The organism is Malaciobacter halophilus, from assembly GCF_002837275.1.
GTDB classification, from domain to species: domain Bacteria; phylum Campylobacterota; class Campylobacteria; order Campylobacterales; family Arcobacteraceae; genus Malaciobacter; species Malaciobacter halophilus.
This window is the reverse complement of sequence record NZ_NXIF01000004.1, coordinates 1-17173: the sequence shown is the minus strand read 5'-3', so window position 1 is coordinate 17173 and position 17173 is coordinate 1. Positions and strand designations below refer to the sequence as shown.

Genomic DNA, 17173 nt, shown 5'->3' with positions numbered 1-17173 from the left:
TCTAAACAAACTCACTTAAAAAAACTCTTTTATTATCTACTTTTTTTATTTGTGAAAAGTTATCTAAATAATCAAGATAAGCAATAAGATATTTCCTACTTAAAGGGTATCTTTCTTTGAAATTTTTTATATCAATATATCCATCTTCTTTTATTATATTCTTCATTTCTTGAACTACTTTTGTTAAACAGTCTGCATGAATAAATAAGTTATGTTGCATTCTAATTACTTGCTTTTTTGAACAAAGAGATTTAAGTATAGTATCTCCTAGTTTTCTATCAATATCTAAATCATCATAGATGTTGTATGGTGCTGTTGGACTTAACTCTTCTTGTTTTAACCTTTTTGTAATAACTTCTTCTAAACTTTTAGAAAAATCCTCTTTTATATTTGCATTTTTATAAAGACTTTTCTCTTTTTTTAAAAAGTTTTCAGCTTCAAGTTCATCTAAAACTGTTTGGATAAAAGAGCTACTAGCCCACTTAATTCTTAATTTTATAGCAGCATTTGAAAGTAGGGCATATTTATTTTTTGTATATATTTCTTTGATTGTATCTTTTATATACTCTTTTGTTTGTATTGGATAGATAATTAGCTCTTTTTCATCACAAAAAACATTTTCTAAATTTTTTCCAAATTCAACTGCTTCTTCATGACTTAAAGCAAATCTTTGTGCTGATGAGATTAATCCTAATCCTTTTTTATGAGCATCTAATAATATTTTGTATGATTGTTTATAATCTTCATCATATAAAGCTTTTAATAGAACTCTTTTTTGAGTCTTTTTCATAGGGTCATTTACACAGTTTAAAACAACTCCACCTGCAATGGTATGATTTGATTCTCTTAAGATAACCTTCTCTTTATATACACTAAAAAAAGGCTCTTTTGCTTTTATTGTTGCAAAACCTTCTTCTAAGTTTGTTGTTGAATCAAAAAGTAAAACTTTTACTTCAACTTTTTTTGAGCCAATGAATAAAGAGTATGTTCTATTGTGATAGAGTTGTTTCCCTTTTAAACATTTAAAGCTAATATCTAATGTATCAAAACCTCTTAAAAATCCTTTTTTAGAGATTAAATCTCCTCTTTTTATATCTGTGGCTTTTATATTTTGAAGATTAAGTGCAGCTCTATTTGAAATATTTGCTTCTAAAGTATTTTGATTATGTACTTGAATATTTTTAATTCTTGTCTCTTTATTTATTCTTGGAATAAAAAGTTTTTCATCAAGTTCACATTTATTTCCTAAAACTGTACCAGTTACAACTGTTCCTATACCTTTTACTGAGAAAACTCTATCTATATAGTATCTAAAGAAGTTTTCTTGTGTTTTATTTGTATTTTTTAATGTAAAAAGTTTCTCTTTTAAATTTTCAATAGTTTTTTCTTCAAAAGTAGATACACAACAAATAAACTTTAAATCAAAATCAAAATCTTCTAAAAAACTTAAAACTCTATTTTTTTGTGATTGTAACTCTTCTTGTGAAACTAAATCTTTTTTTGTTATTACTACAACTAGCTCTTTAACACCCAGTAAACTCATAATTTCAATATGTTCAACAGTTTGAGGCATAATTCCTTCATTTGCAGCAACTACAAGCATAACACAATCAAATGAAAAAGCACCTGCAATCATATTTTTTACAAGCTTTTCATGACCTGGTACATCAATAAATGCAATATTTTGTTGTGCTTTTTTTAAGTTTGAAAATGACAAATCAATAGTGATTCCTCTTTGTTTTTCTTCTTTTGTCTCATCACCTTCATAACCATTTAATGCCTTAATAAGCGAAGTTTTACCATGGTCAATATGTCCAGCTGTTCCTATAATAATATTACTCATTTAAAAACCTTTTTTATTATTGCTATAATTTCATCTAGTTCATTTTTTTGTATACTTCTAAAATCTAATAAAACTTTTTCATTCTCTATTCTTGAGATTAAACAATTATCCCTTAAAAGTTTTTCTATTTTATTGGGTTTATAATTTTTGTACTCTAAAGTAAGTGCAATAGAGGGGATTTTTCTATTTGGAGTAGTTCCTCCACCTATTAAGGTTTCACTTTTGATTACTTCACATTTACAAATAGTATTTAAACTATTTTTTACATATAAAGCTCTTTTTTCTAACTCTTCTATTGGTGTGTGAAGCATCTTTAAAGTAGGAATATCATCTAATTCATTTTTTAAATAAGAGTTTAAATGCTCTTCTAATAAACATAAAGTTATTTTATCTACTCTTAGCATTCTTAATAGTTGATTCTTTTTTAATTTTTCAATAAGCTCTTTTTTGCCTATTATTATTCCTGCTTGTACACTTCCTAAAAGTTTGTCTCCTGAAAAGCTTATTAATGATGGTTTGTGTTGCATAATTTTTAAAATAGATGGTTCTTTTGTATCAAGATTATATGGTAAGTCAATCATATGACCACTTCCCATATCAAAGTAATCAATTACATTTTTTTCTTTTGCAACTTCAATAATATCTTTTAATTCCACTTCACTTGTAAAGCCTTCAATTGAGTAGTTTGACTTATGAACTTTCATCAATATTGAAGTATTACTAGTTATAGCATTTTCATAATCTTTTTTGTGAGTTTTATTTGTTGTTCCAATCTCTTTTAGTAAAGCACCACTTTGTATCATAACCTCTGGAACTCTAAAACTACCACCAATTTCTACAAGTTCACCTCGACTTACAACAGCTTCTTTGTTTTTTGCAAAAGTATTTAATACTAAAAATACTGCACTTGCATTATTATTTACAACTAAAGCATCTTCACAACCTGTAAGATTTTGTAAGGTTTTAACTATATGAGAGTATCTTTCACCTCTTTTACCTTCTTTTAAGTTATATTCAAGATTGTTATATGAACTTGCTACTTTTTTTACTTTTTCAAAGCTTTTTTCACTTATAAGGCTTCTTCCTAAGTTTGTATGTACAATTATTCCTGTTGCATTAATGATATTTTGTAGTGAAGGTTTTGTTATGTTTTTATACTCATTAATAATATTTTTAACTAAATCTTCTTCTTTAAATTCTGTTATTTTTTCTGAAAGTATATCTTCTCTTAATCTATTTATCTTCTCTTTTGCAAGCTTTGTTATTAGCTTTTTTGAGTAGTTTTCAAAAGTCTTGTGCTTGATAAACTTATCAACTTTTGGAATGGATTTTAGTAGATTCATCTTTACCCTTTAGTATATTTTAAATTTTTATATAGTACAATTTCAAATCTTTTGGGAGGTATGTGTTCCTGGTGGACGCCACGGGCTTCAACCCCGATGTCTGGGCTAGTGTTAGTCTGGAGGTAGGTTCGATTCCTACACCTTCTCGCCAAAACTTTCCCAAAATTAAATTTATTTTTTAACTTTTACTAAATAAAAATCATAATTAAATTATTTTCTAAGATTATATCTTATGCTAAATACTATAAAGCTTAATTTAGGTAAAAACTATTTTACTAGTTTTTTATATTAAATGAGGTTTTAAAAAGCATTAAAAGTGCAAAAGCACTTTTAATGAACGATAATATCTTTTGCGCCTTTAGGTATTACTTCACCAATAATACTTGCATGACCTAATGTAATCTCTTCAATCTCTTTGATATACTCTTTTGCATCATCTTTATTCATGGCAATTAGCAATCCACCTGATGTTTGAGCATCACTTAAAACTAGTTTGCAATAGTTTGCTACACTACTCATAAAAGATACTTTATCTTCTATATATTTTAGATTTTTTTTAGTTCCTCCTGGAACTACATCTTTTTCAGATAGTTCTACTACTTCATTTAATACAGGAATAGATTTGCAATCTAAACTAAAAGTTACCAAATCATTTACACACTCTAATGCATGACCTAATAGTCCAAATCCAGTAATATCTGTACAAGAATTTACTCTATATTTTTTCATTATTTTTGATGGTAGATAGTTTAATGCTGCCATTATTTCACTACATGTTTTCATCATATCCATTGGTAATAGGTCTCTTTTAATAGCTGTTGTTAAAATTCCCATTCCAATAGGTTTAGTAAGAACTAGTACATCACCAATTTTTGCACCATTATTTCGTACAATTTCATTTGGATGTATCATCCCTGTAACACTTAATCCATAATACATTTCAGGTGACTCAATAGTGTGTCCACCAAGTAAAACTCCTCCACACTCTTTTATTTTTTCATTTCCACCATTTAATATCTCAGCTAAAGCTTCAGTTGAAAGATTTTTTCTATCAAATCCTACAATATTTAATGCAGTTTTTACTTCTGCACCCATTGCAAATACATCACTTAGTGAGTTTGCAGCTGCTATTTGTCCATAAATATATGGGTCATCAACAACTGGTGTAATAAAATCAAGTGTTTGCACTATTGCTTGTGATTCATTTATTTGGTATACACTTGCATCTTCACTTGTATCAAATCCTACTAAAACTCTGCTATCATCTGGGTTTAAGTTGCAAATTGTTTGTTTTAAGTCCCCCGGACCCATTTTTGCAGCTCAACCAGCAGCTCTAACGAATTTTGTTAGTTGATATTCATTATTCATTATTTTCCTTAAAAAATTTTATAAATATTAAAAAAACATTGTACTTTTTATCATGTTAAACTTGAATAAATCATAAAACAGTAAAAAAAAATTTACTGTTAAGGTAGGTTTTATATACACTTTAATATTATTTTGTATTAAATAAAGTTCAAGACCATAGGTTATGGTTGATTTAAAGTATAGAACTTGCTTTATCTCTTAAATAATGAGCTATTTCATTAAAAGAGGCATTAAAATATGCAAAGAAGAACATTCCTTAAAAGTGCTGCAGTAGTTGGAACTACTATGGCAGTTACACCTTCAATTGTATTATCTAATACAAAAAGTAATCCATTTGGTATCACAAAAAAGCCAAGAAAATTTACAGTTACAAATAGTTATGACTTAGAAGCAAATGACCAAATCGCAAGACTTTGGATACCACTTCCTTTGGATTCAACTTATCAAAAAGTATTAAAAATATCTTATGACGGAAACTTTGATGAGGCTTTTATTTCAAATAATAATCCATATAATACAAAACTTTTATATGCAAAATGGAATAAAAACTCTAAATCAAGAAAAATAGTTGTTACTTTTGATATTATTATGCAAGAAAGAACTGCAAATCTTTCAAAAGCTACAAATAGTACAAATTTTCCAGAAGATGTAAAACAGTTTTTAAAAGGAACTACTCATACTCCTGTTACTAAAACATTAACTCAATTTGCAAATAATCTTACAAAAAATTCAAAAACACAGCTAGATAAAGCACAAGCTATATATGATTGGACAGTTGAAAATATGTATAGAGATGAGAGTGTTATAGGTTGTGGTGTTGGTGATGCAAGTAGAATTATTGAGAAAAAACTATTTGGTGGAAAGTGTACAGATGTAAGTTCTGTATTTGTTGCTTTATTAAGAAACGCAGGTATTCCAGCAAGGGAAATATTTGGGATTAGACTAGGTAAATCTATGATTTCTAAATCTTGTGGAAAAGCAGATGAGAAAGGTTTTGCAAAAATTACTGGTGGACAACATTGTAGAACAGAGTTTTATGTTGATGGAGCAGGATGGATTCCAGCTGATCCAGCAGATGTTACGAAAGTTAGAAAACAAGAAAATCTTACAAATAATGATAAAAAGATTAAAGATTTAAGAAAATACTTTTTTGGTAACTGGGAAATGAATTGGGCGGCATTTAATTATGCAAGAGATTTTGTATTAAATCCTAAACCAGCTCAATATCCATTAAATATGCTAGGGTATCCATATGCAGAGATGGATGAAGATGTATTAAATTACTATAATCCAAAAGAGTTTGGATATAAGTATAGCTCTCAAGAGATTATATGAAAAGTATAAGTTTATTAGTATCAGCAGTTATAACTGCTGTACTATCTACTCTTTGTTGCTTGCCAGCTTTTTTATTTTTATTTTTTGGAGTAAGCGTTGGAAGTTTATCCTTTTTGACTCAATTTGATTATTTAAGAGTTCCTTTTGCAATCTTAACTTTTATACTTCTTTTTTTAGCATATAAAAAAAGTAAAATGAAAGTAAGTTGTACTTGTACAAATAAAACAAAACTTGTTGTTACTTTTTTATCTTTAATTATGGTTTTTTTTGTACTTCTTTTTTATCCTGAGTTTTCAGTATATTTTATAGATTAGGGTTTGTTATGAAAAAATTACTGTTATTACTATTTTTATCTTCAAGTATTTTTGCTAAAGAAATTGTTATTAAAGTTGAACAGATGCATTGTCCTTTATGTACAACTATGGTAAAAAAAGCCATTAAAAAAGTTAAAGGAGTAAATAAAGTTAGTGTAAAATTAAATACTAAAAATGCAACTGTAAATTTTGATGAATCTAAGACAGATATAAAAACTATCTTAGATGCTATAAAAACTACTTCTTATGAAGCAAAGGTTATAAAACCTTAAATCTCTTTTAATGCTTGTTCATTAAATCTATATGTTTTATGTTGGATTTTTATTAAAATATTTTTTTCTGCTAACTCTTTAAAAAGTTTAATTAAAGTTGGTTTGGAAATATTAATATGCTCCATAATATCACTATATGAAGCTGAAAAAATATTATTATTATCAAGACTATTTATTATAAACTTGATTATATCAACTTGTTTACTATCTGTAATGGCTGAGATTGTTCTTATTACATGATTATTTCTTGTTATTTGTTTTTCTTGAACTACGGGAAGTAAAATATCGTGTAAAGTATTTAAAAGCTCTTTTATATTTATTGGTTTTACTATATAGTTTTCAACTTTTAATTTAATTGCATCAAGTAGATATTTTGTATCTGTATGTGCAGTGGTTAAAATAGTTGGAATTGATATTCCTTTTTGTTCTTTAATTAGTTTCAAAAAATCAATTCCATTTTCATTTTCAAGTAAAATATCTGATATTATTACATCAACTTTTTTATTTTTTAAAATATCTAAAGCCTCTTTTGATGTTTTTACTGCAAAAATATTATTTACAAAATCTTCAAGTACATCTTTTGTATGTTTTAGTAGATTTTCATCATCTTCAAGATATAAAATATTAAATTTGTTTAATATATTTAAATCTCTATTTTTCATGGTTTTCCTCTTCTTCTAAAATTGGTATTTTTATGATAAATAGACTACAATGATAGTTGTTTATTTTATCTATTTTATGAATTATATTTTTTTGGTATATTGAACCATACATATGTTTTTCAACAATCTGTTTAGACATATAAAGTCCAATTCCTGTACCAGCACTTTTATATTTAGTAGTATAATATGGCTCAAAGATTTTTGGAGCAATATCTTGGGGTATTCCTCCACCATTATCAATAAAATTAATTACTACATCATCTTTATACTGTTTTACAATAACTTTGATAATTCTATCATTTTTATTTACATTTGTGCATAAAGCGTCTTTAGAGTTATTTATCAAATTTAAAAATACATGGGATAATTCATTGTAATAACTATTTATTTTTATATCTTTTTTTATGGTTAAATAAGTTTTTATACTTGCTTTTTCTAAAGCATATTTTGATAATTCAAAAGAGTGTTCAAGGCACTCTTTTATACCAAACTCTTTTTTTGTTTTATCAGGAGAAAAGAAGTTTTTGAAATCATCAAGTGTATTTGACATATTTTCAGCTAAAAATAAAGCATCATTTACTTTATCGTCAATAAACTCATCTGTTAATTTTCCAAGTTGCATTTTAGTTTGAAAACTTTGTATTATCATAGTAATTGAACCAAGTGGTTGTCTCCATTGGTGGGCAATATTATTAAGCATTTCACCTAAACTAGCAAGCCTTGCTTGCTGAAACATAATAATATCTTTTTTTCTATTGTTTTTAACCTCTTGTACTACTCTTTTTTCAAGTGAGTTATTTAGTTCAACAAGCTCTCTTGTTTTACTTTCTACTTTTGCTTCAAGAAGTTTATGTAATCTTTTAAAGTGATTAATCAAAAGAACAGATAAAATTACTGAAAATAGGAAAATTAAAACTATTGAGAACATAGAAACTGCTATAATTACTTCAAAAACTTGTTCTGTATCTCTTTTTTCATTTAATGCAAGTGTTAAATCATAGTTAATTAAACTTGTAATATAGATATTTATTGCATTGATTTCAAGATGAAGTTTTGCAAACTCTTTAGATAGGTTTTTATTATGATTAGCAATCTCTAAGTTATGAAGTCTTGCATTTATATTTAACATCTTTTTATCAATATTTTCAGAAATACTTTTATGTAAAGTCTCATTTTTATAATATTGTTGTTGTGTTACTAAAAACTTTTTTATAATATCACCAATATAAATAGCAGGCTGTTTAACTTCGTTTGAGCGTTTATACTCTTTCCAGTTTGTTTCAACTAATTGTAAGGCTAGATTGATTACTTCTGTTGCTTGTTCATATGTTATGCTTTTATTCTCAATATCATATAATGTATCTTGAATATTTACTGTGTAAGTATCTTTTATATTCTCTAGTTTTATTAATGGTTTTGTTCTTTGTTCATAAAGTTTGTCAAAATCATATTTAATAGAAAAAGTCGACATAAGAGATAGTACAACAATACTTAACATTCCTCCTGAAATAATAAAAATTAAAATATTTGTTTTTAGTGCAAAATTAAAGTTATCAAAGTATGAAAGTATTTTTTTAAACATTATTTATTTATCTCTTTAAATCTATTGTTTTCATATGTAAAAAGATAGACTTCATTTAATAGTTGTCTATTTTTAAACTCAATTTTTATACCTTTTAAAGTATTGCTTGGTAATGTTTGATAAGCTTTAATAAAACTATGTTTTGTTAAAGCACCTTTAACATTTTTTAAAGCTTCCACTACAAGTTTTGCTGATAAAAAAGCTTCTAATGATATAAAACCTGCTTTAAAATCTTTATTGTATTTTTCTAACACATTATAATACTCATTTATAATAGGAATTGTTCTATCTTGATAGTTTGGAACTACTTGTGAAAAGATAAGATTTTTTGTATTACTATCATGTAGTTCATTTATCATTGCATTTGCATCTCCAAAAGAGATATTACAAAATAGAGTATTTTCAAACTTTGGATTCTCTTTTGCTTTTTTTATAAAAAGTGCATTTGCTTTATTTGCACCAATCATAATAATAGCTTCTGGTGTTGCACTTTTAATCTCATTAAAAGCGTGACTAATTGATAAAGTGTTTCTTTTGTAACTTCCTTCTGCAACAAGTTTTAATTTTCTTTTCTTTAAAGAGTTTATTACAGAGACATATCCCTCTTCTCCAAAGTCATCATTTTGATAAAATACTGCAAATCTTGATATCTTTTTATCATAATGTAAATATTTAATTAAAGTTTCGATTTCTTTTTGATAAGAGCTTCTAAAATTTAAAAAGTTATTTTGACTTCTATCTCTTAAAAAACTTGCACCAGTAAAAGCAGAGATAAAAGGAATATTCTCTTTTTCTACAATTGGTAAAATACTTTTGACTGTTGGAGTACCTACAAATCCAAAAAGTGCAAAGACATTATCTTGAAAAAGAAGTTTATTAGTATTTTTTAATGTAAGCTTTGGTTCGTATTTATCATCATATATAATATAGTCAATACTTTTAGTTCCAAGAAGCTTATTATCGTTTACATAATTAAAATATGAGTTTGCACCAATAGTTACAGCTTCTCCCCACTCTTTGATAACTCCTGTTTGTGGGATTGATGCACCTAGTCTTATCACAGGGTCTCTATACTCTTTTTCTTTAAAAGTAAAATAAATTGCAAGTAAAATTGATATAATAATTAATAATCTTTTAGTCATAAAAACATTTTACAAAAAAAATGTTTAATATCTACAATTACCTAAAAATAATATTTTAAAGGGATAATAAGTAACAATTTTAATTTTTTGGGTAAAGAAAAGTTTAATTATTAAGTATCTATTAAGAGTATAAGGAATAAAATTAGGTAAAATTTTATTTACCAAAAAAGAAAGGCGAAATATGCAAGAGTTTGTATATTATAACCCAGTTGGGTTGGATTTCCCTTTAGATGAGTCTATTTTCGTAGCTTCAACTATTGAGGAGACAAAAGATGCTAACTTCTTAATTTCAAATAGCACTGAAGTTGAAAGCGAAGTAAGTGCTGATGAAATAGACTTCTATATAAAAAATAGTAATGATTCTATTGCTAAAAAGATTGAGAATGTACACAAACTTTATGAAATTGCTGCTTTAAAATTCGATTTTGCTCAAGATATTACATATACTCAAAATGTAGGAAACAAACTTTTATTAGTTGCAAATAGTGATGATGCTAAAGAGTTTATTGCAAGCATAAATCCTAATGAATTTGATATGTTTCATGTAAGTGAAGATATTATTAAATCAATTTCTGGACATATTGGTAATTTAAGTGTAGTTGTTGATGATGAAGGAAAAGATGTTATTTTAAAAGTTGACCAAATTGTTTGGTTTGATATTAAACAAATGGGATTAAATCAAAGTGGAAGTTTTGATCCTAAACAATCTTCAATAAGCGAAGTTATAAATACCTTAAGAGCAAATATTGAAGAGTATGAATATAGAAAATTTACTACATATGATGCAAATATTTGTCAATATCATGAACGAAGAGAAGAGATATGTGGTAGATGTGAAGATGTATGCCCTACAACTGCAATTATTAAAATTGATAGTAAAAAACATTTAGAGTTTTCACAAGTTGATTGTCATGGGTGTGGAGGATGTATCTCTATTTGTCCATCAGGAGCACTAGATTATGCACCAATTAATAGAAATTCTATTTATGAAATGGCAAAAGAGTTTAAAGGTTCTATTCCTTTAATTGTTCCTGACAAAATGAATATTTCTAAACTTAATATAGATTTAAAACAAAATGTTCTTCCTTTTAAAATTGAAGGAGAAAAATTCTTACATGAAACTTCTTTTTTAACAATTCTTCAAGAAAGTGGCTCACAAGTTATATTTTATACTGACTTTTTATCAAAAGGAAGTAAAGATGCCATTAGAATCTTAAATGATATATATATTAAAAAATATGGTAAAAAAGCTATTTTTGTTGCAATGAATGAAGAGGAGTTATCACAAGCTTTAGAAGAAGTTGATTTTATTGAAAATTCACAATTTTCATATAATCAAGAAGATGAAAGAAAAAGAGAGATTTTTGCTGTACGACTTTCTGCATTAGTAGGTCAAGATGATTTAGGTGTAGTAAAAACAGGCGAAAATGTTCATTATGCAAAAGTAAATATCAATGAAGACAACTGTACTTTATGTTTATCATGTGTTGGTGCATGTAATGTTGATGCACTTAAAGCATATCCAGAGGATAATACATTAAGATTAAATCCATCAATTTGTACTGGATGTGGATATTGTGAACTTTCATGTCCTGAAAAAGATTGCCTTACTATTGAACAAGATGTTATTGAGTTAAACTCATCTTGGTTTTTAGAAAGAGTTGTTGCAAAAGATGAATTATTTGCATGTGTAGAGTGTGGAAAAGAGTTCGCAACTAAAAAATCAGTTGAAAAAATTGCAAATATGATGGCACCAATTTTTGCAAGTGACCCAAATAAACAAAGAACACTATATTGTTGTGAAACATGTAAACCAAAAGTAATGTTAGCAAATGATGTTGTAAGGAATCAAAGAGTATGAAAAATGAAGAATTAAATAAAGCAAGAGCAGTCTATTATGGACTGTTTTGCTCACTATTTTCATTTGTAAATGAAGAAGAACAATATAATAGTATTGTAAAAACAGTTGATTTTTTAAGTCAAAATCCAATTGATGAGTATAGTAAAGAAGCTTTTTTTAATATGAAAAAGTTTTTTAACACAAAAGGAATTGAGGGATTAAAAGAAGAGAATAATGAACTATTTTTTAGTCCAAGTACAACTTTTATTCCTGTTACTGCTTCATACTATTGTGAAGATAGAGATGATGGAGAAAAAAGAGTTCAAATGACTAATCTTGTACTAAAATCTAAATTTAGAAAAGATAGTAATAGTTTTAAAGAGGCTGAAGACCATATATGTTTTATTTTGAATTTTATTCAAAAACTAATAGAAGAGGATTTATCAAAAGATAAAAATGAGTTAATCTATGAAGTTTATATTCAAGTTTTAAATGAAATAGTAGATACATTTATTGAAAATATTTATAACCATGAGTGTAGTTTATTTTATAAAGATGTAGCAGTTTTATTAAAAGTATTTATAGAGTTAGAAAGAGCACTTTTAAATATTACTAAAACAGATTTAACTAAACATAGAGAACAACAAGAATTGTTTCATCAAAAGAAAAAAGGTTTTACAAAAAGAGCTAAAAGAAATTTTGATGAGGTTACAAGTTTATAAATTTGATTTTTTTAAAGATTTTAAATATGCAAAAAATGCATATTTATAAAATAATTAATTTGTATAAGTAGTATAAAAAATTTATAAATAATAAAAGATTAGACACTTTTAATATGCAAATTTTGCATATTAAAAGAGATAAGTGAGAAAATAGTTTTTTTTGACTTATCTCTTTTTGGTTAAAAGAGAGAAAAATTGCTTGGAGGAAGCCATGAAAGAAGAAAGACGGAGTTTTGTTAAAAAAACTCTAGGTGCAAGTGCGCTTGTGGCTGCTGGTAGTGCTACTGCTGCAATGGCAAGTAGTAATAGTAGTAAAAGTGCAAGTTCAAATGGTGTTGTTATAGGAAAATCTCCTAAAAAAGAGATTTTGTATAAGAAAACAGCTCAATGGGAAGCTTTTTATAAAGCTAGTTATTAAGGAAGAAGATAATGGGTAAAAATATACTCAATGATTTATCTTTGAAAATGGGTAGAAGAAATTTTCTTAAACTTGCTTCAATAGGTGCAGGAGTAGGGGCAACATCAATGTTTGCTTCTAGTAATACTGTAAGAGAAGCGACTAAAGAAGAGATAAAAAATCCTTTTCCAGGTTCAAAGAAAGTAAAAACAATTTGTAGTATTTGTTCTGCAGGTTGTGGTATTGTAGCAGAAGTTCATAATGGTGTTTGGGTAAGACAAGATGTTGCTCAAGACCATCCAATTAGTGAAGGAAGTCACTGTTGTAAAGGTATTGACCAAATTGATTTAGTAAAAAGTAAACAAAGAGTTAAACATCCTTTAAAAAAAGTGGCAGGTAAATGGCAAAGAATCTCTTGGGAACAAGCTATAAATGAAATATCTGAAAAGATGTTAAAGTTTAGAAAAGAGAATGGTCCAGATGCAGCAATGTTTTTAGGATCTGCAAAATTTAATTTACAACAAGCTTTTTATTTTAGAAAGTTTGCTGCAATGTGGGGTACAAATAATATTGATCACGTAGCTAGAATTTGACATAGTGCAACAGTTGCCGGTGTGGCAAATACATGGGGTTATGGCGCTATGACAAATCACTTTGGTGATGTTGTTGGTAACTCAAAAGCAATCTTAATGATTGGGGCAAATTCAGCTGTAGCAAATCCAATAGGATTTAAACATTTCCTTCAAGCAAAAGATAGAAATAATGCTAAGCTAATTGTTGTTGATCCAGTTTATACTAAATCTGCAGCTAAGGCTGATCACTATTTAAGAATTAGAACTGGTACTGATGTTGCGTTTATTTATGGATTATTACATATTATTTTCAAAAATGGTTGGGAAGATAAAGAGTTTATTGACAGCCGTGTATATGGAATGGATGAAATAAGACAAGAAGCTAAAAAGTGGACTCCTGAAGAGACATCTGATGTTACAGGAATTCCTGCTGAACAAATTATTCAGCTTGCTACACTTTTAGCAAAAACAAAACCTACTACTGTTGTATGGGCTTTAGGGATTACACAACATAGTACAGGTACATCAAATACAAGAATCCTTCCAATACTTCAATTAGTACTTGGAAATATGGGTAAAAAAGGTGGAGGATGTAACATTATTAGAGGACATGATAATGTTCAAGGTTCAACAGATATGTGTTGTCTTGCTGATAGTTTACCTGGATATTATGGATTAAGTGAAACTTCATGGAAGTATTATGCAAAAGCATGGGGTGTTGATTTTAATTGGTTACAAGGAAGATTCCACTCTCCAAAATGGATGAATGAAAAAGGATTCTCTCTTGCAAAATGGTGGCAAGGAGTATTACAAGAAGAAAAAACATACTCTTCAAGTCCTATTAGAGCTTTATGGGTTCAAGGTACAGGTATTACATCTATGGCACAAACTGCAAAAGTTCAAGAGGCTTTAGATAAGTTAGATTTATTGGTTGTTGCAGAGCCATTTGTAAATGAAGCTGCAGTTATTACAAGTAAAAAAGATGATATTTATATCTTACCAGTTGGAACACAGTTTGAAACAGAAGGTAGTGTAACAGCAACTAATAGATCTTCTCAATGGAGAAGTAAAGTAGTTGATCCTTTATATGAAAGTAAAACAGATCATGAAGTAATGTTTGAATTTGCAAAGAAATTTGGTTTTTATGATGAGTATATAAAAGCAATGAAAATGGATATTGTTGATGGAGAACCAAAAGTTGTAAAAGATAATTTTATATGGCCTGATGATGCAGCTAATGAAGTAGCAAGAACAGTTAAAACTATTGGTCTTGGTGGTTGGACTGCAAAAAGATTAAGAGAGCATCAAGAAAATTGGCATCTATTTGACCCAATAACATTAAGAGGTTATGGAAAAATGAAAAACCAATATTATGGTTTACCTTGGCCTAGTTGGGATACAAAACACCCAGGAAGTCCAATTCTTTATGATGTTGATACACCTGTAAAACAAGGTGGTATGGGATTTAGAAATAGGTTTGGTTTAGAACACGATGGTGTTTCTTTACTTCCTGATGAAAGAGTAAGTGTTAAAGGTTCAAAAGTAAAAGGTGGATATCCTGAAATTACTAAAGATAATATAGAAGAAGTTTTAAACATTACATTAACAGAAGAAGAAAAAAGAAAAATGGGTGCAAACTGGAAAGTTGATTTTAGTGGAATAATTCAAGAAAAATGTAATGAAGCTGGTGTTTGTGTATATGGAAATGCAAAAGCTAGAGTTAAAGTTTGGACTTTTCCTGATCCTGTTCCAAAACATAGAGAGCCAATTCACTCTCCAAGACATGATTTAGTGATGAAGTATCCAACATATGAAGACCAAACAAACAACTTTAGAGTTGATGTAAGATTTAAATCTGAACAGCAACATCAAGACTGGTCAAAAGATTTCCCAACAATGCTTGTAACAATGAGGGTTGTAAATTTAAGTGGTGCTGGTATGTTAGAAAGAACAAGTAAATATCTTTCACATATTACTCCTGATATGTTTGCACATATTAATCCAGAGTTAGCTGCAAGTTATGGAATTAGAGATGGTGAGATGATGTGGTTACACTCTCCTCAAGGTACAAAAATTAAAGTAAAAGCTATTTATAGTCATAGTGTTACACCAGATAGAATAGCCTTACCATATAACTTTGCAGGGATGATGCAAGGTGTAGATATGAGTGCAAACTATCCAGAAGGAACAAAACCATATGCAATAGGTGAGAGTTCAAATACTATTACTAATTATGGATTTGATATTATTACTCAGATTCCTGAGTTTAATGCTGGTCTATGTAAGATTGAAAGAGCGTAGGAGTGAAGTATGAGTGAAATGTCAAGAATGAAATTTTATTGTGATGAAGATAGATGTATTGAGTGTTTTGCTTGTTCGGTTGCTTGCTCTGAAGCTCATGAGTTACCAACAGGAATTAGTAGAAGAAAAGTAATAACATTAAATGAAGGAAAAGAGAGCTTAGAGTACTCTTTATCAATAGCTTGTATGCATTGTACAGATGCGCCTTGTGAGCAAGTATGTCCAGTTGATTGTTTCTATATCAGAGAAGATGGAATAGTTCTTCATGATAAACAGACTTGTATTGGGTGTGGATATTGTTTATATGCTTGTCCTTTTGGTGCTCCACAGTTTCCAAGAGATGGAGCATTTGGTACAAAAGGTGCTATGGATAAATGTACAATGTGTGCTGGTGGTCCATTAGAGACTAACTCAACACATGAAAGACATATGTACGGACAAAATAGAATTGCAGAAGGAAAAGTTCCTTTATGTGCAGCTGTATGTTCTACAAATGCACTTTTAGTAGGAGACTCTCAAAGTGTTTCTGAAATATATAGAAAAAGAGTTCTTTCAAGAGGACATAATCATACTGCAACTCCAAATTCATGGAGTTCAGCATATGGTTCATAAAAGAAGTGTTAATATGAAATTAAAGTATATATTATTAACGCTTTTAGCACTAACTTCACTAGCATTTGCTAGTGAAAGTGCAATCTATGGAAAAGAGTTAATACCTAATATTTTAGGTTATGATAAAGAGGGCTCTTTACATTTAGGACAGTGGTTTACTTTATTACAAAGTAAATATTTTAAGCCAATATTTTTAGGTGTATTACTTGGAGTACCAACAGCTTTTTTTATACACTATTTAATTATTGGACCAATGATTTTTTCACATGATAGAAAAAAAATATATGTTTTTTCAGTTTTTCATAGAGTAATTCATACAATTGCTGCAATATCATTTATACTACTTATACCAACAGGAGTAGTTATGGTATTTGGTGATTTTTTTGGTGGTGGAGAGTTTGTAAGAGTAAATAAAGAAATACACGCAATTTCAACTTTACTTTTTGTTATATCTGTAGTACCAATGCTATTTATGTGGTTAAAAGATATGCTTCCTACAAGCGATGATATAAAATGGCTTATGATTTTAGGAGGATATTTAAATAAAAGAAAAGACCCAATTCCTGCAGGTAGATTTAATGCAGGTCAAAAAATGTGGTTTTATGTTTGTACTTTTGGTGGAATTATTATGATTCTAACAGGTGCAATTATGTTTTTTCAAGACTTTAAGTTTGATTTTATTGCTTCGCTTGGCCTATCTCAAATTGACTTATTAAGATTAAGTGCAATTATTCATAATATTTTAGGTTTTGCTGTTTTAGCACTATTTATGACTCATATATATATGTCTGTTTTTGCAATTAAAGGTGCAATTCATAGTATTATAAGTGGTTATAAAGAAGAAGAAGAGGTAGAAATTTTACATAGT

At 28.0% G+C, this 17173-nt stretch carries 15 protein-coding genes and 1 tRNA gene; 10 read left to right on the top strand and 6 right to left on the bottom strand.

What is annotated here, in order from left to right; genetic code table 11:
• Position 1: 1 nt before the first annotated feature.
• Both selB and selA read right to left on the bottom strand, forming a co-directional pair.
• Positions 2-1843, bottom strand: a complete 1842-nt coding sequence (gene selB, locus CP960_RS00715; protein ID WP_101183266.1) for a selenocysteine-specific translation elongation factor — start codon at positions 1841-1843, stop codon at positions 2-4.
• Complete coding sequence (gene selA / locus CP960_RS00710) at positions 1840-3186, bottom strand: L-seryl-tRNA(Sec) selenium transferase (protein ID WP_101183265.1); 1347 nt, start codon at positions 3184-3186, stop codon at positions 1840-1842. The genes selB and selA overlap by 4 nt, the downstream gene beginning before the upstream one ends.
• Positions 3187-3239: 53 nt before the next feature.
• Between selA and CP960_RS13695 the strand changes: the two genes are divergently transcribed.
• Positions 3240-3337, top strand: a tRNA-Sec gene (locus tag CP960_RS13695).
• Positions 3338-3516: 179 nt separating this feature from the next.
• On the opposite strand, the gene selD is transcribed toward CP960_RS13695, so the two are convergent.
• A complete protein-coding gene (selD, locus tag CP960_RS00705; RefSeq protein WP_196778318.1) occupies positions 3517-4554 on the bottom strand; it encodes a selenide, water dikinase SelD in 1038 nt (345 codons plus the stop codon).
• Between the two features lie 237 nt (positions 4555-4791).
• On the opposite strand from selD, the gene CP960_RS00700 reads away from it, so the two are divergent.
• Genes CP960_RS00700 through CP960_RS00690 form a run of 3 tightly spaced genes read left to right on the top strand, consistent with a single transcriptional unit; the run spans position 4792 to position 6475 of the window.
• The gene (locus CP960_RS00700) at positions 4792-5889 is read left to right on the top strand and encodes a transglutaminase-like domain-containing protein (RefSeq protein ID WP_101183263.1); all 1098 of its coding nucleotides are present in this window, start codon (positions 4792-4794) and stop codon (positions 5887-5889) included.
• Positions 5886-6203, top strand: a complete 318-nt coding sequence (locus CP960_RS00695) for a transporter (RefSeq protein ID WP_101183262.1) — start codon at positions 5886-5888, stop codon at positions 6201-6203. The genes CP960_RS00700 and CP960_RS00695 overlap by 4 nt, the downstream gene beginning before the upstream one ends.
• An 8-nt stretch (positions 6204-6211) precedes the next feature.
• Entirely contained in the window at positions 6212-6475 is a 264-nt protein-coding gene (locus CP960_RS00690; RefSeq protein ID WP_101183261.1) for a heavy-metal-associated domain-containing protein, read from the top strand.
• On the opposite strand, the gene CP960_RS00685 is transcribed toward CP960_RS00690, so the two are convergent.
• From CP960_RS00685 to CP960_RS00675, 3 genes are read right to left on the bottom strand one after another with little or no spacing between them, the layout of a single operon-like run.
• The gene (locus CP960_RS00685) at positions 6472-7137 is read right to left on the bottom strand and encodes a response regulator (protein ID WP_101183260.1); all 666 of its coding nucleotides are present in this window, start codon (positions 7135-7137) and stop codon (positions 6472-6474) included. The genes CP960_RS00690 and CP960_RS00685 overlap by 4 nt on opposite strands.
• Positions 7127-8719, bottom strand: a complete 1593-nt coding sequence (locus tag CP960_RS00680) for a sensor histidine kinase (RefSeq protein WP_228151968.1) — start codon at positions 8717-8719, stop codon at positions 7127-7129. Before CP960_RS00680 ends, CP960_RS00685 begins: the two co-directional genes overlap by 11 nt.
• Entirely contained in the window at positions 8719-9861 is a 1143-nt protein-coding gene (locus CP960_RS00675; RefSeq protein WP_101183259.1) for an ABC transporter substrate-binding protein, read from the bottom strand. Before CP960_RS00675 ends, CP960_RS00680 begins: the two co-directional genes overlap by 1 nt.
• A 181-nt stretch (positions 9862-10042) precedes the next feature.
• On the opposite strand from CP960_RS00675, the gene CP960_RS00670 reads away from it, so the two are divergent.
• From CP960_RS00670 to CP960_RS00645, 6 genes are all read left to right on the top strand, one after another.
• Entirely contained in the window at positions 10043-11722 is a 1680-nt protein-coding gene (locus tag CP960_RS00670) for a 4Fe-4S dicluster domain-containing protein (RefSeq protein ID WP_101183258.1), read from the top strand.
• The gene (locus tag CP960_RS00665; RefSeq protein ID WP_101183257.1) at positions 11719-12423 is read left to right on the top strand and encodes a TorD/DmsD family molecular chaperone; all 705 of its coding nucleotides are present in this window, start codon (positions 11719-11721) and stop codon (positions 12421-12423) included. The genes CP960_RS00670 and CP960_RS00665 overlap by 4 nt, the downstream gene beginning before the upstream one ends.
• Before the next feature lie 211 nt (positions 12424-12634).
• Positions 12635-12841 carry a Tat pathway signal protein gene (locus CP960_RS00660; protein WP_101183256.1) on the top strand — a complete coding sequence of 69 codons (207 nt, stop codon included), beginning with the start codon at positions 12635-12637 and terminating at the stop codon, positions 12839-12841.
• Between the two features lie 11 nt (positions 12842-12852).
• Complete coding sequence (locus tag CP960_RS00655; protein ID WP_101183255.1) at positions 12853-15693, top strand: formate dehydrogenase subunit alpha; 2841 nt, start codon at positions 12853-12855, stop codon at positions 15691-15693.
• A gap of 18 nt (positions 15694-15711) precedes the next feature.
• Entirely contained in the window at positions 15712-16305 is a 594-nt protein-coding gene (gene fdh3B / locus CP960_RS00650; protein ID WP_196778319.1) for a formate dehydrogenase FDH3 subunit beta, read from the top strand.
• A gap of 13 nt (positions 16306-16318) precedes the next feature.
• A partial coding sequence (locus CP960_RS00645) for a formate dehydrogenase subunit gamma (RefSeq protein WP_101183284.1) occupies positions 16319-17173 on the top strand: 855 nt, incomplete at its 3' end.

What these genes read in the sequence shown, in the direction of transcription:
- selB (WP_101183266.1), bottom strand. Translation starts at nt 1,843, where the DNA reads ATGAGTAATATTATTATAGGAACAGCTGGACATATTGACCATGGTAAA.
- CP960_RS00680 (WP_228151968.1), bottom strand. Translation starts at nt 8,719, where the DNA reads ATGTTTAAAAAAATACTTTCATACTTTGATAACTTTAATTTTGCACTA.
- CP960_RS00660 (WP_101183256.1), top strand. Translation starts at nt 12,635, where the DNA reads ATGAAAGAAGAAAGACGGAGTTTTGTTAAAAAAACTCTAGGTGCAAGT.
- CP960_RS00695 (WP_101183262.1), top strand. Translation starts at nt 5,886, where the DNA reads ATGAAAAGTATAAGTTTATTAGTATCAGCAGTTATAACTGCTGTACTA.
- fdh3B (WP_196778319.1), top strand. Translation starts at nt 15,712, where the DNA reads ATGTCAAGAATGAAATTTTATTGTGATGAAGATAGATGTATTGAGTGT.
- CP960_RS00700 (WP_101183263.1), top strand. Translation starts at nt 4,792, where the DNA reads ATGCAAAGAAGAACATTCCTTAAAAGTGCTGCAGTAGTTGGAACTACT.
- CP960_RS00685 (WP_101183260.1), bottom strand. Translation starts at nt 7,137, where the DNA reads ATGAAAAATAGAGATTTAAATATATTAAACAAATTTAATATTTTATAT.
- CP960_RS00670 (WP_101183258.1), top strand. Translation starts at nt 10,043, where the DNA reads ATGCAAGAGTTTGTATATTATAACCCAGTTGGGTTGGATTTCCCTTTA.
- selA (WP_101183265.1), bottom strand. Translation starts at nt 3,186, where the DNA reads ATGAATCTACTAAAATCCATTCCAAAAGTTGATAAGTTTATCAAGCAC.
- CP960_RS00675 (WP_101183259.1), bottom strand. Translation starts at nt 9,861, where the DNA reads ATGACTAAAAGATTATTAATTATTATATCAATTTTACTTGCAATTTAT.
- CP960_RS00665 (WP_101183257.1), top strand. Translation starts at nt 11,719, where the DNA reads ATGAAAAATGAAGAATTAAATAAAGCAAGAGCAGTCTATTATGGACTG.
- CP960_RS00690 (WP_101183261.1), top strand. Translation starts at nt 6,212, where the DNA reads ATGAAAAAATTACTGTTATTACTATTTTTATCTTCAAGTATTTTTGCT.